This is a genomic window from Nonomuraea sp. NPDC048881, from assembly GCF_040649795.1.
Taxonomy (GTDB): domain Bacteria; phylum Actinomycetota; class Actinomycetes; order Streptosporangiales; family Streptosporangiaceae; genus Nonomuraea.
In genome coordinates, this window is the sequence record NZ_JBEZGC010000001.1 from 1,157,489 (window position 1) to 1,176,758 (window position 19,270).

Below are 19,270 nucleotides of genomic sequence, written 5' to 3' on the forward strand. Positions count from 1 at the left end.
GGCAGCGGCCTGGCACCTACCTGTCAGCCGCCGCCAGCGGCAGCACCCGGTGCGGCACGACGGTCGACAGCGCGATGACGGTGGTGCTCCGGCGCACGCCGGGGATCGTCAGCATCCGGTCGATCACCCGCTGCACGTGCTCGTTGTCGCGCCCCGCGACGCGGCACCAGACGTCGCCAGGACCGGTCACGATGCAGGCTTCGAGCAGCTCGGGGATGGACTCCAGGGTTCTGGAGATGTGCTCGCGGGCGGCCTGCTCGACCTCCAGGGTGGTGAACGCCTGCACCGGGTAGCCGAGCGCGGCGGGGGACAGGTTCGGGCCGTAGTCGATGATCACGCGGTCCGCGGCCATCCGGTCCAGCCTGGCCTGTACGGTCCCCCGCGCCACCCCGAGCAGCCGGGCGATCTCCAGCAGCCCGCTGCGCGGCCGGTCGGCGACCAGGCGCAGGACGCGCAGGTCTAGATCGTCGAGCCCGCGGCGACGTGCCGGCATATTCGCCTCCCAAAAGCCGATTCGGCTGTCAGATCGGCAGCATACGGCGCGCGGTGTTGTCAGACCCGCCGGTCGTGCCGAGACTGCGGATCTTATGGAGCACCAGTTTCCGTTCGTCCCCTACCGGCCCGAACGTTACGACGCCGACGAGATGATCAAGCGCGGGGAGGAGTTCCACGCGCTGGCCGACCGGCGGCGCAGCGTGCGCTTCTTCAGCGACGAGCCGGTGCCGTACCGTTGCGTCGAGCTGGCCGTGCGGGCGGCCAACACCGCGCCGTCGGGCGCGCACCAGCAGCCGTGGAAGTTCGTGGTGATCGGCGACCCGGAGGTCAAGCGGCGCATCCGCGAGGCAGCCGAGGAGGAGGAACGCCGCAACTACGAGGGCGGCAGGCTGCCGCAGGAGTGGCGGGAGGCGCTGGCCCCGCTGGAGACGACCTCCGACAAGGGCTACCTGGAGGTCGTGCCGTGGCTGGTGGTGTGCTTCGCCGAGAAGTACGGCATGCGCCCCGGCGGCCGCAAGGTCAAGCACTACTACGTCAACGAGAGCGTGGGCATCGCCTGCGGCCTGTTCATCACCGCCCTGCACGCCATGGGCCTGTCCACGCTCACCCACACCCCCAACCCGATGGCCTTCCTCAGCGAGATCTGCGGACGCCCGGCCAACGAGCGGCCCTACATCCTGTTCCCCGTCGGGTACGCCGCCCCCGACGCCGAGGTGCCTGACCTCGCCAGGAAACCGCTGGAAGAGGCCCTGATCCGGTTCGACGGAAAATTGGGCCTTTCCTAGGGCACCCATCGTCTTCACTCTCAGTTCAGGCGCGGGTCAAACCCCCCAGTCCCGCGCGGGCGAGGAGGACGAGGTGAAACGCCGATTACTCATCCTGCTGGCGGTCCTGGGCATGGTCAGCCTGACCGGCATGACCGGCGCCGGGGCCGGCGCGGAACCACCGGCGAACAAGCAGTACCGGGTCTCCGGCCCGGCCGACGCGCGGCAGCGCAGCGCCGTGGCGGCGACGGGCGCCGCCATCGAGGACGTGCAGGCGGACTCGGTGCTGGTCACCGCCACGGGAGCGGAGATCGCGGCCATCAGGCGGCTCGGCTACCGGGTGACGGAGGCCCCGCGCCCGGCGCCGCCGGACGCCGTCGGGACGTTCGACTTCCCGCCGTCGGACTCCGGCTACCACAACTACGCGGAGATGACGGCCGAGATCAACACCATGGTCGCGGCCCATCCGGGGATCATGAGCCAGAGCACGTTCGGCACCTCGTACGAGGGCCGGCCGATGCGCCTGGTCAAGATCAGCGACAACGTGGGCACGGACGAGGCCGAGCCCGAGGTGCTGTTCACCGCCCACCAGCACGCCCGCGAGCACCTCACGGTCGAGATGGCGCTGTACATCATGCACCTGCTGGCCGACAACTACGGCACCGACGCCAGGATCACGAACCTGGTCAACACCCGTGAGATCTGGATCATGCCGGACCTCAACCCGGACGGCGGCGAGTACGACATCGCCAGCGGCACCTACCGTTCCTGGCGCAAGAACCGGCAGCCGAACTCCGGCTCCTCGGCGGTCGGCACCGACCTCAACCGCAACTGGGCCTACCAGTGGGGCTGCTGCGGCGGCTCCTCGGGCTCGACCTCCAGCGAGACCTACCGCGGCGCGAGCGCCGAGTCGGCCCCCGAGGTCAAGGCGGCGGCCGACTGGGTGCGCAGCCGGGTCGTCGGCGGCGTGCAGCAGATCAGGACGAACCTCGACTGGCACACCTACAGCGAGCTGGTCCTGTGGCCCTACGGCTACACCTACAACGACACCGCCCCCGGCCTGACCCAGGACGACCGGGACGCCCACGCCACCCTTGGTCAGAACATGGCCGGCACCAACGGCTACACGCCCGAGCAGTCCAGCGACCTCTACATCACCGACGGCACGATCGACGACTGGATGTGGGGCCAGTACAAGATCTTCAGCTTCACGTTCGAGATGTACCCGGTCGGCGCGAGCCCCGGCTTCTACCCGCCGGACGAGCAGATCGTCCCGCAGACCACCCGCAACAAGGAGGCCGTGCTGCGCTTCCTGGAGTACTCCGACTGCGTCTACCGGATCATCGGCAAGGAGTCGCAGTACTGCGGCACCGGCACGCCGCCGGTGACGGTCTGGTCCGACACGTTCGAGACGGCGACCGGCTGGACGGCGAACCCGTCCGGCGCCGACACCGCCACCACGGGCGCGTGGGAGCGCGGCGACCCCGAGGCGACCACCTCCTCGGGCGCCAAGCAGCTCGGCACCACGGCCAGCGGCACGAACGACCTGGTGACCGGCCGCCTGGCGGGCGCCGCGGCCGGTGACTACGACCTCGACGGCGGCGTCAGCTCGATCCAGTCGCCGCCGATCACGCTGCCCTCGACGGGCACGCTGAGCCTGTCGCTGTCGTGGTACCTGGCGCACGGCTCCAACGCCTCCAGCGCGGACTACTTCCGGGTCCGCGTGGTCGGCGGCACCACGACCACCGTGTTCCAGCAGGCCGGCGCGGCCACGAACCGCAACGGCGCCTGGGCCGTGGCGACGGCCGACCTGACCGCCTACGCGGGCCAGACGGTCCGCATCCTCATCGACGCGGCCGACGCCTCCGGGGCCTCCCTGGTGGAGGCGGGCGTGGACGACGTCAAGATCACCCAGCAGCCCTGACCCGACCACCGCGCCCCCTCGCCCGGACCCCGGTCCGGGCGAGGGGGCGCCGCCGTTGCCGCCGCGTTTCGGCACGTCACGGGCCGTCACGTGATTGGGTCTTGTAAGCACAGGGTGTCAAGGCTACGATCGCGACAACTCTTAGGAAACTTTCCTAAAAGAAATCATGGATCGGATGGCCCATGACTCGCTCGCCGCCCGCATGACTCGCTGCTGAGCTGCGGAGACATCCGCCCGAACGACCCCCTTTGCCACGCCCCCGGCGCTGCGGGCGTGCACACCCCCCACCTCTTCCCAGCCGCTGGAGCGGTCACGCGGCCCGGCCGGACGCACCGGCCCTGACTGCCGCTGCAAGCTCCGCGCGCGCCTCGCTTTTCCACCGGCCTGCGCCGACACCCCCCGAAAAGGCCCGTGTCTCACCTCCACGGGCCCGTGCCGTACGGCTTGCGCTCTCACCCCCCGGTGCAAGCCGTACGGCACGCCAGAAGAACGGAAATCGACAGTGAGATTTCGCGCGATCTTCTTAGCGCTCGCGACCCTCGCACTGAGTCTCCTGGCCCTGCCCGCCCACGCCGCCGCCGCCACCGCGACCTTCGTCAAGGTCGCCGACTGGGGGTCCGGCTTCGAGGGCAAGGTCACCGTCGTCAACGGCACCACCGCCCCCCTGGCCTGGAACGTGCAGTTCGACGTGCCGGCCGGGTTCTCCATCCCGTCCGCCTGGGACGCGGTCCTGACCAGGAGCGGCCAGCACTACACGTTCACCGCGCCGAGCTGGGCGGGACCGCTGGCGGCCGGGGCGAGCACGAGCTTCGGCTTCAACGGCGCCCCCGGCAACTTCCCCGGCATCACCGGCTGCACGCTGAACGGCTCCTCCTGCGGCGGCACGACCGTCGAGGTCCCCGGCAAGCCCGGCACGGCCACCGCGACCAGCACCGACACCAGCATCGCCCTGTCCTGGGGCGCCTCCACGGGCACGGTGACCGGCTACCGCGTCTACGAAGGCGGCGCCGTCAAGGCCACCGTCACCGGCACCACGGCGACGATCTCCGGCCTCGGGACGTGCCAGAGCCACACCTACACCGTCAAGGCGTACAACTCGGCGGGCGAGTCGGCCGCCGGCGACGCCGTGACCGCGACCACCACGGGCTGCGGCACCGGCGTGCCCGGCAAGGCCGGCCCGATCACCGTGACCGGCACGTCCCAGACGGGCGCCACGCTCGGCTGGCCGGCGGTCAACGGCGCCACCGGCTACCAGGTCCGCCTCAATGGCTCCCAGGTCGCCACGGTGACCGGCACCTCCCACACCCTCACCGGCCTGACCGCCTGCACCTCGTACTCGGTCACGGTCACCGCCTCCAACGCGGCCGGCGACGGCCCGCCCAGCGACCCCGCGACCTTCACCACCCCGGGCTGCACCACCGACCCGCTGCCCAAGCACTTCCTGACCGGCTACTGGCACAACTTCGTCAACGCCGCGACCGAGCTCAAGCTGTCGGCCGTGCCCAACGAGTACGACGTCGTCGCCGTCGCCTTCGGCGAGGCCACCTCCACCGCGGGCGAGGTCGTCTTCTCGGTCGACCCGGGCCTTTCCACCGCGCTCGGCGGCTACACCGACGCCCAGTTCAAGGCCGACGTGCAGGCCCTGCACCAGCGCGGCAAGAAGGTCATCCTGTCGGTCGGCGGCGAGGCCGGCCGCGTGCAGGTCTCCAGCGGCGCGGCCGCCACGAAGTTCGCCGACACGGTGTACGCGCTGATGCAGAGCTACGGCTTCGACGGCGTGGACATCGACCTGGAGAACGGCCTCAACGCCACCTACATGGGCCAGGCCCTGCGGTCGCTGCGCGCGAAGGCCGGCAGCGGACTGATCATCATGATGGCCCCGCAGACCATCGACATGCAGTCGACCGGGATGGAGTACTTCAAGCTCGCCCTGAACATCAAGGACATCCTCACGGTCGTCAACATGCAGTACTACAACTCGGGCTCCATGCTCGGCTGCGACCAGTCCGCGGCGTACTCGCAGGGGACGGTCAACTTCATGACCGCCCTGGCCTGCATCCAGCTGGAGAACGGCCTGCGCCCCGACCAGGTGGCACTGGGCCTGCCGGCCGGGCCCGGGGCCGCGGGCGGCGGCGTCGTCTCGCCCTCCCTCGTCAACCAGGCGCTCGACTGCCTGGCCAAGCGCACCAGTTGCGGATCCTTCGTGCCGCCCCGCGCCTACCCGGACATCCGGGGCGCGATGACCTGGTCCATCAACTGGGACGCCAGCAACAACTGGTCCTTCTCCAAGACCGTCAAGCCGCACCTTCAGGGAATGCCATGAGATTACGCAGCAGACTGATCAGCTCGGTGGCCGGCCTGGCCATCGCCCTCACCGGGGCCGGCCTGGCCACGGGCGTCCCCACCGCCTACGGCGCCGCCGCCCAGCAGCAGCTGGCCGCCGCCTGGGCGCCGTGGACCGCCTACGCCACCGGCGCCGCCGTCACCTACAACGGCGTGGACTACGTGGCCCTCCAGGGTCACACCTCCCAGCCCGGCTGGGAGCCGCCGAACGTGCCCGCGCTGTGGAAGCAGGGCAGCGGCGGAGGCGACCCCACCCCGCCGTCGGTGCCCGGCAACCTGCGCTCGACCACCGTCACCGCCACCAGCGCCGGCCTGGCCTGGGACGCCTCCACCGACAACGTCGGCGTGACCGGCTACAACGTCTACCGCGGCGGCACCCAGGTCGGCACCGCGACCGGCACGACGTACACCGACAACGGGCTGACGGCCTCGACCACCTACAGCTACACCGTCCGGGCCCGCGACGCCGCGGGGAACCTGTCCGGCGTCAGCAACGCGCTCAGCGTGACCACCCCCGGCGGCACCGGCGCGCCCGGCCAGCCCGGCACGGTCACCACGACCGTGACCGACACCAGCATCGCGCTGTCGTGGGGCGCCTCCTCCGGCACGGTGACCGGGTACCGCGTCTACGAGGGCGCGACCCAGAAGGCCGAGGTCACCGGGACCAGCACGACGATCTCCGGGCTGAGCGCGTGCCAGAGCCACACCTACACCGTCAAGGCGTACAACTCGGTGGGCGAGTCGGCCGGGCGTGACGTCTCGGCGACCACGACCGGCTGCCCGACCGGCGGCAAGATGCCCGGCGCCCCCTACCTCTACACCGGCTGGGGCGACCCGCCCTCTCCCACCACGGTGATGAGCGCGACCGGCATCAAGTCGTTCACGATGGCCTTCATCCTGGCCAGCAACGGCTGCAACCCGGCGTGGGACGGGCAGCGCCCGCTGACCGGCGGCCAGGACGCGCAGGCCATCTCGGCCATCAAGGCGGCCGGCGGCAGCGTGCAGGTGTCCTTCGGCGGCTGGCAGGGCAACAAGCTCGGCCCGAACTGCTCCACGCCCGAACTGTTCGCCGGTGCGGTGCAGAAGGTCATCAACGCCGTCGGCCCGGCCGTGGTGGACTTCGACATCGAGAACACCGACGAGTTCGAGAACCTGACCGTCCAGGACCGCATCCTGAACGCCCTCAAGATCGTCAAGGCGGCCAACCCGAACGTCAAGATCGCCGTCACCTTCGGCACCGCGACCACCGGCCCGACCTACTACGGCACCCGCCTGATCAACCGCGCCAAGGAACTGGCGGTGCCGATCGACAACTACACGATCATGCCGTTCGACTTCGGCGGCGGCGCCAACATGTACCAGAACACCGTCAACGCGGCCGAAGGGCTCAAGAACGCCCTGAAGACCGCCCAGGGCTGGACCGACGCCCAGGCGTACGCCCACATGGGCATCTCCGGCATGAACGGCCTGTCCGACCAGCAGGAGCTCACCAACCAGAGCACCTGGACCCAGATCCGCGACTACGCCAACTCCCACGGCCTGACCAGGCTCGCCTTCTGGTCGGTCAACCGCGACCGCCCCTGCCCCGGCGGCGGCGTCGCGGAGAACTGCAGTGGCATCGCCCAGGACAACTGGGAGTTCACCAAGATCACCGCTGGCTTCTGACCCGCTGAGGCGGCCCGCCACCCCCGCGGTGGCGGGCCGCACCGGCGCGCGGTCCGCACCCCCCGAAAGGACCCGCATGAGACCCCGCACGACACTGCGCGGACTGGCGGCCACGGCCCTGGCCGCACTGGGACTCACCGTCCTGCACGCCACCCCGGCCGCCGCCGCGAACATCCTGTCCAACCCCGGCTTCGAGGACGGGCTGACCGGCTGGACCTGCAGCTCCTCCGCCGGGGCCGCGGCCGTCACCTCGCCCGTCCACGGCGGGACGAAGGCGCTCAAGGCCACCCCGGCCGGGGCCGACCTCGCCCGCTGCCAGCAGCAGATCAAGGTGCAGCCGTCGTCGTCGTACACGCTGTCGGCCTGGGTGCAGGGCGGCTACGTCTTCCTCGGCGCGACCGGCACCGGCGGCACCGACCCCCAGACGTGGGGCTCGCCCGGCTCGGCCTGGACGCAGCTGCGCACCACGTTCACCACCGGCGCCGCCACCACGTCCGTGACCATCTACCTCAACTCCTGGTACGGCCAGAGCGCCTACCTCGCCGACGACGTCGTCCTGGACGGCGCGCCCGGCGGCGGAGGCGGCGGCGACACCCAGGCTCCCACCGTCCCCGGCAACCTGACCGTGGGCGGCGCGACCAGCAGCTCGCTCACCGCCACCTGGTCGGCCGCCACCGACAACGTCGGCGTGGACCGGTACGAGGTCTCCCGCGACGGCGGCGCCCCGGTCGCCGTGACCGCCACCAGCCACACCGCCACCGGCCTGGCCGCCTCCACCTCCTACCGCTTCAAGGTCCGCGCCTGCGACGCCGCCGGCAACTGCTCGCCCTACACCGCCGAGGCCACCGGCACCACGACCGCGGGCGGCGGCGGGGGAGGCGGACTGCCCAAACGCGTCCTGGTCGGCTACCTGCACGCCTCCTTCGCCAACGGCTCCGGCTACATCCGCATGGCCGACGTGCCCGCCGAATGGGACGTCATCAACCTCGCCTTCGGCGAGCCCACCTCGGTCACCTCCGGCGACATCCGCTTCCGCCAGTGCCCGGTCGCCGAGTGCCCGAACGTCGAACCCGAGGCGGACTTCGTCGCCGCCATCAAGGCCAAGCAGGCCCAGGGCAAGAAGGTGCTCATCTCCATCGGCGGCCAGAACGGCCAGGTGCAGCTCACCACCACGGCCGCCAGGGACAAGTTCGTCGAGTCGGTCGCGGCCATCATCGACAGGTACGGCCTGGACGGCCTCGACGTGGACTTCGAGGGCCACTCCCTCTACCTCAACCAGGGCGACACGAACCTGGCCGGCCCCACCACGCCCGTCGTCGTCAACCTGATCTCCGCGCTGCGCGCGCTCAAGAGCCGCTACGGCGCCAAGTTCGTGCTCACCATGGCGCCCGAGACGTTCTTCGTGCAGCTCGGCTACCAGTTCTACGGCCCCGGCCCGAACGGCTCGGCCGACAGCAGGGCCGCCTCCTACCTGCCGGTCATCCACGCCTTGCGCGACGACCTGACCCTGCTGCACGTGCAGGACTACAACTCCGGCCCGATCACCGGCCTGGACAACCAGTACCACACGATGGGCGGCCACGACTTCCACGTCGCCATGACGGACATGCTGCTGGCCGGCTTCCCGATCATGGGCAACCCGAACAACGTGTTCCCGCCGCTGCGCCAGGACCAGGTGGCCATCGGCCTGCCCGCCTCGCCCAACGCGGGCAACGGGTTCACCACCGTCGCCGAGGTCCAGAAGGCGTTCGACTGCCTGGCCAAGGGCAGCAACTGCGGCAGCTACCGGCCCCGCGGCGTCTACCCGAACCTGCGCGGCCTGATGACCTGGTCGATCAACTGGGACAGGTACAACGCCTTCGAGTTCTCAAGGAGCCACCGGGCCTACCTCAACGGCCTGTGAACGGCCGGACGAGCTGGGTGGGCTTGAGCGGCACCCCCAACCCCGGCGGACGGTAGGTCGGCAGCGCCTCGCCGTACTCGTGCATCCAGGCGTGGTCGACCATCAGGCGCATGCGCCCGTCCGCCGGAGTGCCGTCCGGGTCCGCCCGGGACGTCCGCCCGGCCAGCCGGGCCACCGCCTCGGCCACCAGGCCCGCGTCCGGCGGCGCGAGGTCGCACTGCTCGTCGGGGCCGATGAGCAGGTCGACCTCCGGCGGCAGCGGGTAGATCGGCCGGGGGATGGCCAGCACGCGCGGCGAGGGAGCCATCGGCCACCCGTCGCGCACCGCCTCCAGCAGCACCGACCGCGACGTGCGGCGCGCGAACAGGCCCTCGCACAGGGCCCAGCTCAGCGCGCCCACGTCGGCGCGGTCCTCCCCGCAGGCGTGCAGGCACAGGTACGGCACCAGCGGGATCCCCGCGCCGCCCGCCGGCTGCGCCCACCCGCTGCCGCACCCGGTCAGCACCAGCAGCGCCAGCATCGCCCGGTAGGCGGTGTCGGCGTGCGGCGTCTCCAGCCGGCCCGGCACGATCATGCACCGCCCGCCGGTCTTCTCCGCCGTCACGCCCAGCTCCCGCGCCGTCTTCACGGTCCGCGAGGCGGCCACCCCCGTGTAGATCTCCTGCCAGCCCGGCGTGTACGGCTCCCGGTCCCCGTACCCCTGCGGCCACACCCCCGGCAGCCCCTCCCGCGCCACGCCGTAGGCGGCCAGCAGCAGGTCGAACACCGTGGTCACCAGCTCGCCGCCGTCCCTGACGACCGGCACGCCGCGCCGCAGCACGCCCGGCCCGAAGTCGAAGCGCGGCAGCAGCACCTGCACCGCCTCGCCGCCGTACACGCTGAGCCGGTCGCAGGCCCGGCCGAGCAGCCCGCCCGGCACGTACGCGTCCTCGCGCTCGCGCAGCCGCACCAGGAACGGCAGGTCCGTCCGCTCCATCGCGTGCGCGGCGAACGGCGGCCGGTCCAGGAAGAACTCCTTCAGCAGCACGTGCCCCATCGCCATCGCCAGCGCGCCGTCCGTGCCCGGCCGCACGACCAGCGTCTCGTCCGACAACCGGGTCGGATGGGTGCCGATCGCCACCACCTTCTGGCCCTTGTACCGCCCGGCGATCACCCAGGGCGTGTCCGCCGTCCGGGCCAGCCGGTTGTTCTCCCCCCACAGCAGCACGTACGCCGCCCGCGCCCAGTCCTCGGCCCCCGGCCCCGTGAACCGCGGCCCGAGCACCTGCTCCGACGCGCACGGATGCTCGGTCAGCAGCGCGCCGCCCAGCCCGTCCACCACGCCCGCCAGCGGCGACGTCGCCAGCGCCGCCACCCGGTCCGCGCCGTGCTCCGACGCCGTGTGCACGATCGCCGCCGCCGCCAGCTCGGCCGCCGTGGCGTCGTCCAGCGGCACGCGCCGCTCCCCGCGCCGCGCCTGGTAGACCTGAGAGTTGCCTGTGAGTTTCGCCCAGGCCGCGACCGGGTCACGGACCCCGTCCCTCACCTCGAAATAGAGCCTGACCAGTGCCTGGTTGACCTGCGATCCCCCCATGGAAAAAGTTCAACACAGACAGTCATGTTCTATCGCGTTACGTGTCCGCATGTCGGGGATAAGAATTGGAAGCCCAGGTGGCGGCACTCAGATTGTTACGGCAGGCTAGGGGCCGCCATGGATTACGCAGTTCTCACGGGGGTCGTCCTCGTCACCGGTGTCGTCCTCGCCCTCGTCGCGCAGTGGCGCGACTGGCGTCCGCCCCTCTACGTCGCCGTGCTCGTCGGCATCGCAGTCCGCGTGCTGATCATGTACACCTCGGCGATCGACTCATGGCAACCCGTGGACTTCATGGAGAGCTTCAAGCCCGCCGGCGAGGCGGTGCTGCAGGGCAAGGACCCGGTGCTGGCCAGCGAGGGCGGCTGGCACTTCCTGCCGACCATCCCCTACGTCTACGGCATCCTGCTGTGGCTCGGCATCCCGTGGGAGTACGCCGGCCGCCTGGTCACCGTCGTCGCCGACATCGTGCTGATCCCGCTGGTCGGCAAGCTGGCCGGCGGCCCCAAGGCGTCCCTGCGCGCCCTCCAGTACGCGTTCAACCCGCTGGCCGTGCTCATCGCCAGCGTCCACGGCCAGGTCGAGCCGGTCGCGCTCGTGTTCGGCGTGGCCGCGTTCGTGGTGGCCCGCGGGCCCGGCGCACCCGACCGTCCCGGCGTGGCCATCGACGCCGCCGTCCTCGGCGCCGTGGCGCGCCGCCCTGTCGCCACGCTGCGCCGCGCCCTCATGCCCGGCTCCGACGACCGCGCCGACCTGCGGCGCGCCATGCTGGCCGGGCTGCTCATGGGCCTCGCGCTGTGCGCCAAGAGCTGGCCGATCTGGCTGATCCCCGGCATGCTGCTGCTCCTGCCCCACCTGCGGGCCAGGATCGCCGCGCTCGTCATGACGGGCATCGTCCCGGTGTTCTTCCTGGTCACCTCGCCGATCTTCGCGGGCACCACGCTCGACGAGATCCCGGCCGTCATCCGTACCATCCAGGACATCCGTCCGATCGTCGGCGAATGGGGTTACACCCCGTGGTTCACCGGCGGCGACTGGGCCCTGATGCCGGGGCTGGCCTCGTTCGGCACGAAGCTCATCTACATCAGCGTCGTCGGCGTCCTGCTGCTGTGGCGGCGGGCCGACCCGATCGACCTGACCACGGCCATCCTGCTGATCTTCATGGTCGTGACGCCCCGCCTCGGCGCCCAGTACCTGCTGTGGTTCATGCCGTTCCTGGTGGCCAGGCCGACCAGGTGGGCCTGGCCGGCCATCATCGGCACCTCCTTCTGGGCCGCCTTCGGCTACCTGTACATGACGCAGTTCAGCGTCAACGACTGGTGGTACCTCCACCGCGACTGGTCACGGGCCTCCATCGTGCTGCTGCCGGTGCTGCTGCTGGCGATGCCCTGGGCCCGTCGCGTGTCGACGGCCCAGGACAGAGTCGCCGCCGTCCCGCCGAAGGTCGCCTCAACGGCGCTCTAGCCGTCGCCACAGGCGCACCCACTGGTCCGGGTGCACGTGCCCCACGACGGCGTCGCGGGGCACGCCCGCCTCGCCGAGCGCCGCGTCCACCCCCCGGTAGCGCGGGCGCAGGGAGGCGCGCACCGAGCCGCCGACCCCGCCGAAGCCCAGCTCGACCAGCTCCAGGTAGCTCCCGCGGTCGCTCACCAGCGGTTCGGGCCGCCGTCGCACGCGCAGGATCGCCGAGTCCACCGACGGCACGGGACGGAAGCTCTCCCTGCCGATCGTGTTGCCGAGCCGCCAGTCGAACCACGGCCACGACGACACCGTGACCAGGCTCCACCGGCCGTAGTCGCCGGTGCGCTTGCGCGCGTACTCCCGCTGGGTGAGCAGCGTCGCCGAGGTCAGCTCCCGCGCCCGCAGGCACCAGTCGACGATCCTCGACGTGATCGAGTACGGGATGTTGCCCACGACCGCGAACGGCTCACGCGGCGCCCGCGCGACCGTGAAGTCACCCCTGACCACCTCGATCCGCGGATCGTCGCGCGTACGCGAGGCCAGCCGCCCGGCGAGCCGGGGATCGAGCTCGTAGCCGATCACCTGCGCCCCGGCCTCGGCCAGCGCCAGCGTGAGCACGCCCGGCCCCGAGCCGGGTTCGAGCACCAGCCCCTCCGGCGCCGCCGCCTTGACCATCAGCTCCACGGCATGCCGGTCGGCCAGGAAGTTCTGCGAGAGCTCGCGCCTGAGCCGGTCCGCGGGCGTGCGACCGCCGCCGCCGTTCCTGACGTTCTTCTGGGTGTGTGAATAGTTTCCGTGCGCGAAGTTCTGCGCCACAGCACTGCCCTTTCGGGTCCTCGAGATGAACAGGTCTCGAAGGGCCCCGGGCGCGCCGGCGGACGCGCGGTGTCAGCCGTCCGCTAGCGGGCCAGAGCCCGGCCGCGGCGGATGCGGATGAACACGGTGCAGAACATGGAACACATGGCGCCGACAGTAGGCCGGACGGCGCCACCAGGGCAAACGATTAAATGTGATGCGCGGGCACGCCCGGTTCGTCACCCTTGGACGCATGCAGGCAACGGTCACCGTCACCCCGGCGCAGCTTCCGGAGGTGCTGCTGCACGTCGCCGTGGTCCGCCCGGTCTTCCTGTGGGGCGCGCCCGGCATCGGCAAGAGCTCGCTGGTGCGCGAGTTCGCCGGCTCCCTCGGCCTCGACTGCGTGACCCTGCTCGGCACCCAGCTCGCCCCCGAAGACCTGATCGGCGTGCCCGAGCTGGTCGGCGGGCGCAGCCGGTTCGCGCCGCCGGAGTCCATCGCCCGCGACGAGCCCTACTGCCTGTTCCTCGACGAGCTCAACGCCTCCGCGCCCGAGGTGCAGAAGGCGTTCTACTCACTGATCCTCGACCGCCGCATCGGCACGTACGAGCTGCCCGCCGGCTCGGTCGTGATCGGCGCCGGCAACCGGGCCACCGACAACGCGCTGGCCCGCCCGATGGCCTCGGCCCTGATCAACCGCCTGGTCCACGTGCACCTGCGCGCCTCGGCCGACGACTGGCTGAAGTGGGCGGCGTCCAGCGGCATCCACCCCTGGATCGTCGACTACCTCGTCCAGCGCCCCGACCACCTCTGGAGCCCGCCGCCCAAGACCGAGGAGCCGTTCTCCTCGCCGCGCGCCTGGCACATGCTCTCCGACGTGCTCACCTCCTACGGCGACGACGTCGGCGACGAGACCCTCGCGATGCTCGCCTTCGGCACCCTGACCACCGCCCACGCCTCCGCCTTCCGCGCCTACGTCAGGACCGTCCGGCACGCCTACGACCTCGACGCCGTGCTCAAGGGCGAGGCGCCCTGGCCGCGCCGCCCCGAGGAGCGCGACCTGCTCTACTTCCTGGCCGAGACCTTCCGCGCCCGCCTGATCAAGGAGCTGCCCGCCGACAAGCGCGGCGCCTCGGCCCGCGGCCGCGACCTCGGCTTCCGCGCCAAGACACTGCTCGTCGAGCTGGCCGAGATCTCCCTCGAATGCGCCCAGCTCGTCATCGCCAACGACGCCGACGGCGCGCCCGCGCTGCCCACCTGGTTCCTCGTCGAGATCGGCAGGGACGTGCCCCGGCTCATGGCGGCCCGCTCGTGAGCCGCCGCAAGCCCAAGGCCGACCCCTGGCGGGCCGAGGTCATGAACGGCTGGGCCGCCGTCAACCGCCACCCGCTGTTCGCCGGCCTGCACGGCACCCTGCTGGAGGCGGCCGACGGCCGGCTGCCGCCCGAGACGTGGGCCGTCGTCAGCGAGGACAGCGACGTCACCTTCCACCCCAAGCGCCGCGCCCCCGCCGAGGAGTGGGCATGGGTCTTCGCCCACCTGCTGCTCCACCTGGGCTTCGGCCACGCCGACCCGCGCGCCTGCGCCCCCAAGGACGTCGACGGCGACCTGCCCGACCCGGCCTACCACGCGGCCTGCTGCCTGGCGGTCGACCGATTCCTGCGCACCGTCAAGATCGGACACTGCCCCGCGCCGCTGCCCGCCGAACTGCCCGAGGAGGACGAGGTGACGCTCTCCGAACGGTGGCGCAAGGCCGGCGTCCCGCCCCCGTTCCAGCCGCTCGGCCCGGCCGACTTCCATATCGGCACCGAGGAGGACGCCGAGCACTTCGACTTCCAGCGCGGCTTCGCGATCGGCGTCGCCTGGTCCGCCACGTCCGCGCTCGACCGGGCCGGCGCGCCGCGCACCCCCGCCGAAGGCCACGTCAAGGGCCCCTGGGACGGCGCCCTGCGCTGGTTCATGTCGTCGTACCCGCTGCTCGGCGCGCTGGCGGCGGGCATGAAGATCGTCGCGGACGCCGAGCTGGCCAGGGCCTGGGACATCTCGATCGCCGCCGTCAGCGCCGAGGCGGCCGAGATCTACGTCAACCCGCTGGCCACGCACACCGAGCACGAATGGCGTTTCGTGCTCGCCCACGAGATGCTGCACGCCGCCCTGCGGCACGGCGAACGAGCCGGCATGCGCGACCCGTACCTGTGGAACGTCGCCTGCGACTACGTGATCAACGGCTGGCTGGTCGAGATGGGCGTCGGCGAGATGCCCGAAGGGCTGCTGTTCGACCAGTCGCTCGGCACGCTGTCCGCCGAGGCCGTCTACGACCAGATCGCCGGCGACCTGCGGCGCATGCGCAAGCTGGCCACCCTGCGCGGCCGGGGCATGGGCGACGTGCTCGACCGCCCGGCACGACAGGCCCGCGGCCACGTCGAACTCGACGACTACTACCGCAACGCCCTGTGCACCGGCCTGGCCTACCACCACTCCAGCGGACGCGGCCTGCTGCCCGCCGGGCTCGAACAGGAGATCCGCGCGCTCGAACAGCCGCCCCTGCCCTGGGACGCCCAGCTCGCCCGCTGGTTCGACGAGCACTTCCGGCCCGAGGAGTCGCGCCGCTCGTACGCCCGCGCCTCCCGCCGCCAGGCCGCCAGCCCCGGCATCCCGCGCCCCGGCCGGGTACGGCCCGAGGAGGTCGTCCGCAGGAAGACGTTCGGCGTCGTCCTCGACACCTCCGGCTCCATGGACGTCAAGCTGCTCGGCAAGGCACTCGGAGCCATCGCCTCCTACGCCGCCGCCCGCGACGTGCCCCGGGCCAGGGTCGTCTTCTGCGACGCCACCGCCTACGACGCCGGCTACCTGCCGGTCGAGGAGATCGCCGGCCGGGTCAGGGTGCGCGGCCGCGGCGGCACGATCCTCCAGCCCGGCGTCAAGCTGCTCGAACGCGCCGACGACTTCCCGCCCGACGGCCCCATCCTGCTGATCACCGACGGGCAGTGCGACGTGCTGCGCATCCGCCGCGAGCACGCCTTCCTGGTGCCCCAGGGCGCGCCGCTGCCCTTCCGGCCGCGCGGCCCGGTCTTCTTCATGAAGTGACCCGCCGACGCGTCCGATTCCGACAAGAGCCGTCCGCGCCCCCGGCGGTAGCGTCGCAGGACACGGCTCTCTCTACGGAAGCGGACATGGACACACTCGACCGAGCGGCACAGTTCCTGCGACTCCACGGCAGGCTCATCGACAGACTGAGATTCGAGGCGCTGTTCGCGGGCGGTTCCCGCGCCCGCGTCCTCGACGCCCTGCGCTGCTACCAGAACGCCGACGGCGGCTTCGGCAACGCCCTGGAGCCCGACCTGCGCGGCGCCGGCAGCCAGCCGCAACCGGTCGAGGTCGCCTTCTGGATCCTCGACGAGCTCGACGCCTTCGACTCGCCGATGGTCGCCGCCGCCTGCGACTACCTGGCGGGCATCACGGCCGCCGGGGGCGGGGTGCCGTTCGTGCTGCCGTCCGTCCGCGACACGCCGCGTGCGCCCTGGTGGCAGGCCCCCGACGACCCGCCCGGCGACCTCAACCCCACCGCCGCGCTCGCCGGGCTGCTGCACAAGCACGGCGTCACCCACCCCTGGCTCGGGCCCGCCACCGACTTCTGCTGGTCGCGCGTCGCCCAGCTCACGCGGACCACTCCGTACGAGGCCCGCGCCCTGCTCGTGTTCCTCGAACACGTCCCCGACCGGGAGCGCGCGGTCGCCGAGTTCGACCGGCTGCGCGAGGCCGTCCTGGCCACGGTCACCTTCGACCCGCACGCCGAAGGCGCGGTCCACCACCCCCTCGACTTCGCGCCCGCGCCGTCGGCCCTGCCCCTCTTCGACGCCGCCACCCTCGACCCCCACCTGGACGCCATGGCCGCCGCCCAGTCCCCGGAAGGCGGCTGGCAGCCGAACTGGAACACCTGGACCCCGCTGGTCGCCCACGAATGGGGGGGCTACCTGACCGTGGCACGCCTGCAGACCCTGCGCGCGTACGGCCGCCTGCCCGCCTGAACGGATTCTGTCGGCGGGGTCGCGTACGTTGGAGGCATGTACGCGGAACGGCACCCCGGCGACGCTCTCTCCGGCCGTGTCGCCTGCGTGTGGCAGCAGGTCAGCGAGGGCGACACCACGCAGCTCGTGGTGCCCGACGCCTGTCTCGACCTCGTCTGGGGGCCCGGCGGCCTCTTCGTGGCCGGCCCCGACACCGGCCCGGTGCCCACCCCGATGGCGGCGGGCGACGCCTACGTCGGCATCCGCTTCAAGCCCGGCGCGGCGGGCGCCGTCTTCGGCGTCCCGGTCCACGAACTGCGCGACCGCCGCGTCCCGCTCGCCGCCCTGCCCGCCCTCGCCGTCGCGTCCCCGCTGCTGTCCGACGCGCCCCTCGCGCCCGACCCGGCGGCGCGGCTCGCGGCCATGCGCGCCGCCGTCCTGACCCGCCTGCGCGAGACCCCCGCCCCCGACCCGGCCGCGCCCGCCATCGCCGGGGCGCTGCGCATGGGCCGCAACGTGCGCGACGTCGCCTGGGCCATCGGCCTCAGCGAACGCCAGCTCCACCGCCGTAGCGTCGCCTCCTTCGGCTACTCGCCCAAGACCCTCCAGCGCGTCGTCCGCTTCCAGCGCGCGCTCACCCTGGCCCGCGCAGGCGTGCCGGCGGCGGAGGCGGCGGTCCGCGCCGGCTACGCCGACCAGGCCCACCTGTCCCACGACGTGAAACGGCTGAGCGGCGTCCCGCTGGGCCGCCTGCTCTCACCCGTCCGGCATCTTCCCTGACACCAGCGCCTGCACCCACTTCGCGCTCGGGTCGCTGTCGATCAGCACCGCCCGCGCCAGCAGGCTGAGCGGGATCGCCAGGATCGCGCCGAGCGGCCCCAGCATGAACGTCCACACGATCAGCGACAGGAACGTCATCGTGGTCGAGAGCCCCACCGCGTCCCCCAGGAACTTCGGCATGATGAACGACTGCGTGACCACGTTGATGACGATGTAGGCCACGACGACCAGCACCATCGTCTTGACGCCGCCGTGCAGGAGGGCCAGCAGGGCGGGCGGCAGCAGCCCGATGACGAACCCGATGTTCGGGATGTAGTTGGCGATCAACGCCAGCACCCCCCACAACAGCGGCAACGGCACGTCCAGCAACGACAGCACGATGACGTCGAGAACCGCGTCGATCAGCCCGAAGACGGTCGAGACGATGAGATACCGCCGCGTCTTGTGCGCGAACGTCGCCAGCGCCGTCACCAGCTGCGGCCGGTTCCCCTCGCCGGCGGTGAGGATCCGCGCCGTCACCGGCGCGTCGAGGCACATCGCCAGCAACAGCACCACGATCAGGAACAGGCTCGACAGCACGCCGATCAGGCTCCCGAGCAGGCTCTGCGCCAGCCCCAGCATCCGGCCGGGATCGAACGCCTGCACCGCCTTGGCCAGCACGTCGTTGCCCAGACCGTGGGTGCCGGCCCAGTGTTGCGACGCCGCCAGCAGCTCCTCGAACTGTTTGGCGTACGTCGGCAGCAGCGAGGCGAGCTGGGTGACGGAGATCGTCAGGATCCCCACCATGCCGAGCAGCACCAGCACCACGATCAGGAACGGCACGGCGACCTGCACCCAGATGGGCGCCCGCCGCGCCGACAGCCAGCTCCGCACCGGCGCCACGGCGATGACCAGCACGAGCGCCAGCACGACGGGCCCGACGATGGAATTGACCTCGCGCAGCCCGAACAGAGCGATCACCGCGCCGGCGATGCCCACCAGGAGGATGAGTGCTCTCGGCACGGATTGATCTCGCACGCCGGAATACCTACCCACCATGTCTTCCCGACGCGTGGCGGGTCGCCGATTTGACGGTTCTGGGGACCGTACATAGAGTTCACCAGTCCCACGAGGAAGGCGTTGATCGCCGACCTCACTCGGGGGCCACCTCCAGACACTGCCACTCCGGCGGACGTTCGCGTCCAACGGAAGGTCGATTCGACAAGAGTCAGGCTTGGGAGTAAGTTAGAGGGGTTGTCCCGGAAGCGGGGCGCGACTTAATTCCAGCAGGTCGAGCAAGTCCGGTCAATTTGACAGAGACTTGAACGGCTGAAAGAATTAAGACACAACGAAAGAACGCAAGACGAAATGAACGCCTCTGAGCGGGGATCCGGGAACGGGTTCTGGTGAGGAAGTACGCGTCCGTTTCTTGAGAACTCAACAGTGTGTTAAAAGCCAGTGCATGAAACACATGCATAACCCCGTCCAAGTCTGCTTCGGCGGATGGACGGATTCCTTTTTGGTTGGGTTCAACCACTTTTCCAAGCATTGTTTGGAGAGTTTGATCCTGGCTCAGGACGAACG

The 19,270-nt window shown here is 71.4% G+C and carries 14 protein-coding genes; 10 read left to right on the top strand and 4 right to left on the bottom strand.

Annotated features, from left to right (window positions below; translation table 11 throughout):
- Positions 1-16: 16 nt before the first annotated feature.
- Entirely contained in the window at positions 17-493 is a 477-nt protein-coding gene (locus AB0C33_RS05470; RefSeq protein WP_358283862.1) for an Lrp/AsnC family transcriptional regulator, read from the bottom strand.
- Between the two features lie 94 nt (positions 494-587).
- Here AB0C33_RS05470 and AB0C33_RS05475 point away from each other — a divergent pair, with 94 nt between their 5' ends.
- The 5 genes from AB0C33_RS05475 to AB0C33_RS05495 all read left to right on the top strand — a co-directional run bounded on the left by AB0C33_RS05475 (position 588) and on the right by AB0C33_RS05495 (position 9,094).
- On the top strand, positions 588-1,280 hold the full coding sequence (locus AB0C33_RS05475; protein ID WP_358283864.1) for a nitroreductase family protein: 693 nt from the start codon (positions 588-590) through the stop codon (positions 1,278-1,280).
- Positions 1,281-1,353: 73 nt separating this feature from the next.
- Complete coding sequence (locus AB0C33_RS05480; protein WP_358283865.1) at positions 1,354-3,183, top strand: M14 family zinc carboxypeptidase; 1,830 nt, start codon at positions 1,354-1,356, stop codon at positions 3,181-3,183.
- Between the two features lie 502 nt (positions 3,184-3,685).
- A complete protein-coding gene (locus tag AB0C33_RS05485; RefSeq protein ID WP_358283867.1) occupies positions 3,686-5,506 on the top strand; it encodes a glycosyl hydrolase family 18 protein in 1,821 nt (606 codons plus the stop codon).
- Entirely contained in the window at positions 5,503-7,191 is a 1,689-nt protein-coding gene (locus AB0C33_RS05490; RefSeq protein WP_358283868.1) for a carbohydrate-binding protein, read from the top strand. Before AB0C33_RS05485 ends, AB0C33_RS05490 begins: the two co-directional genes overlap by 4 nt.
- Positions 7,192-7,267: 76 nt before the next feature.
- Entirely contained in the window at positions 7,268-9,094 is a 1,827-nt protein-coding gene (locus tag AB0C33_RS05495) for a glycoside hydrolase family 18 protein (RefSeq protein WP_358283870.1), read from the top strand.
- On the opposite strand, the gene AB0C33_RS05500 is transcribed toward AB0C33_RS05495, so the two are convergent.
- Complete coding sequence (locus tag AB0C33_RS05500; RefSeq protein ID WP_358283871.1) at positions 9,081-10,667, bottom strand: molybdopterin-dependent oxidoreductase; 1,587 nt, start codon at positions 10,665-10,667, stop codon at positions 9,081-9,083. The two genes, AB0C33_RS05495 and AB0C33_RS05500, sit on opposite strands and share 14 nt — an antisense overlap.
- Before the next feature lie 117 nt (positions 10,668-10,784).
- Between AB0C33_RS05500 and AB0C33_RS05505 the strand changes: the two genes are divergently transcribed.
- Positions 10,785-12,128: a hypothetical protein gene (locus tag AB0C33_RS05505; RefSeq protein WP_358283873.1), complete on the top strand. Its 1,344-nt coding sequence runs from the start codon at positions 10,785-10,787 to the stop codon at positions 12,126-12,128.
- Here the strand turns inward: AB0C33_RS05505 and erm are convergent.
- Positions 12,114-12,941, bottom strand: coding sequence for an ErmE/ErmH/ErmO/ErmR family 23S rRNA (adenine(2058)-N(6))-methyltransferase (gene erm / locus AB0C33_RS05510; protein WP_358283875.1), 828 nt, complete (start codon positions 12,939-12,941; stop codon positions 12,114-12,116). The two genes, AB0C33_RS05505 and erm, sit on opposite strands and share 15 nt — an antisense overlap.
- 232 nt (positions 12,942-13,173) lie before the next feature.
- Between erm and AB0C33_RS05515 the strand changes: the two genes are divergently transcribed.
- From AB0C33_RS05515 to AB0C33_RS05530, 4 genes are all read left to right on the top strand, one after another.
- The gene (locus tag AB0C33_RS05515) at positions 13,174-14,235 is read left to right on the top strand and encodes a MoxR family ATPase (protein WP_358283877.1); all 1,062 of its coding nucleotides are present in this window, start codon (positions 13,174-13,176) and stop codon (positions 14,233-14,235) included.
- A complete protein-coding gene (locus AB0C33_RS05520; RefSeq protein WP_358283879.1) occupies positions 14,232-16,007 on the top strand; it encodes a hypothetical protein in 1,776 nt (591 codons plus the stop codon). The genes AB0C33_RS05515 and AB0C33_RS05520 overlap by 4 nt, the downstream gene beginning before the upstream one ends.
- A gap of 86 nt (positions 16,008-16,093) precedes the next feature.
- Positions 16,094-16,948, top strand: a complete 855-nt coding sequence (locus AB0C33_RS05525) for a hypothetical protein (protein WP_358283881.1) — start codon at positions 16,094-16,096, stop codon at positions 16,946-16,948.
- Positions 16,949-16,984: 36 nt separating this feature from the next.
- Positions 16,985-17,707, top strand: coding sequence for a helix-turn-helix transcriptional regulator (locus AB0C33_RS05530; RefSeq protein WP_358283883.1), 723 nt, complete (start codon positions 16,985-16,987; stop codon positions 17,705-17,707).
- Here the strand turns inward: AB0C33_RS05530 and AB0C33_RS05535 are convergent.
- Positions 17,684-18,709: an AI-2E family transporter gene (locus tag AB0C33_RS05535; protein ID WP_358283885.1), complete on the bottom strand. Its 1,026-nt coding sequence runs from the start codon at positions 18,707-18,709 to the stop codon at positions 17,684-17,686. The genes AB0C33_RS05530 and AB0C33_RS05535 overlap by 24 nt on opposite strands.
- Positions 18,710-19,270: the final 561 nt, after the last annotated feature.

Excerpts from the sequence above, each read along its gene's own strand:
- AB0C33_RS05470 (WP_358283862.1), bottom strand. The coding sequence starts at position 493 with ATGCCGGCACGTCGCCGCGGGCTCGACGATCTAGACCTGCGCGTCCTG.
- AB0C33_RS05475 (WP_358283864.1), top strand. The coding sequence starts at position 588 with ATGGAGCACCAGTTTCCGTTCGTCCCCTACCGGCCCGAACGTTACGAC.
- AB0C33_RS05490 (WP_358283868.1), top strand. The coding sequence starts at position 5,503 with ATGAGATTACGCAGCAGACTGATCAGCTCGGTGGCCGGCCTGGCCATC.
- AB0C33_RS05495 (WP_358283870.1), top strand. The coding sequence starts at position 7,268 with ATGAGACCCCGCACGACACTGCGCGGACTGGCGGCCACGGCCCTGGCC.
- AB0C33_RS05500 (WP_358283871.1), bottom strand. The coding sequence starts at position 10,667 with ATGGGGGGATCGCAGGTCAACCAGGCACTGGTCAGGCTCTATTTCGAG.
- AB0C33_RS05505 (WP_358283873.1), top strand. The coding sequence starts at position 10,785 with ATGGATTACGCAGTTCTCACGGGGGTCGTCCTCGTCACCGGTGTCGTC.
- AB0C33_RS05515 (WP_358283877.1), top strand. The coding sequence starts at position 13,174 with ATGCAGGCAACGGTCACCGTCACCCCGGCGCAGCTTCCGGAGGTGCTG.
- AB0C33_RS05525 (WP_358283881.1), top strand. The coding sequence starts at position 16,094 with ATGGACACACTCGACCGAGCGGCACAGTTCCTGCGACTCCACGGCAGG.
- AB0C33_RS05530 (WP_358283883.1), top strand. The coding sequence starts at position 16,985 with ATGTACGCGGAACGGCACCCCGGCGACGCTCTCTCCGGCCGTGTCGCC.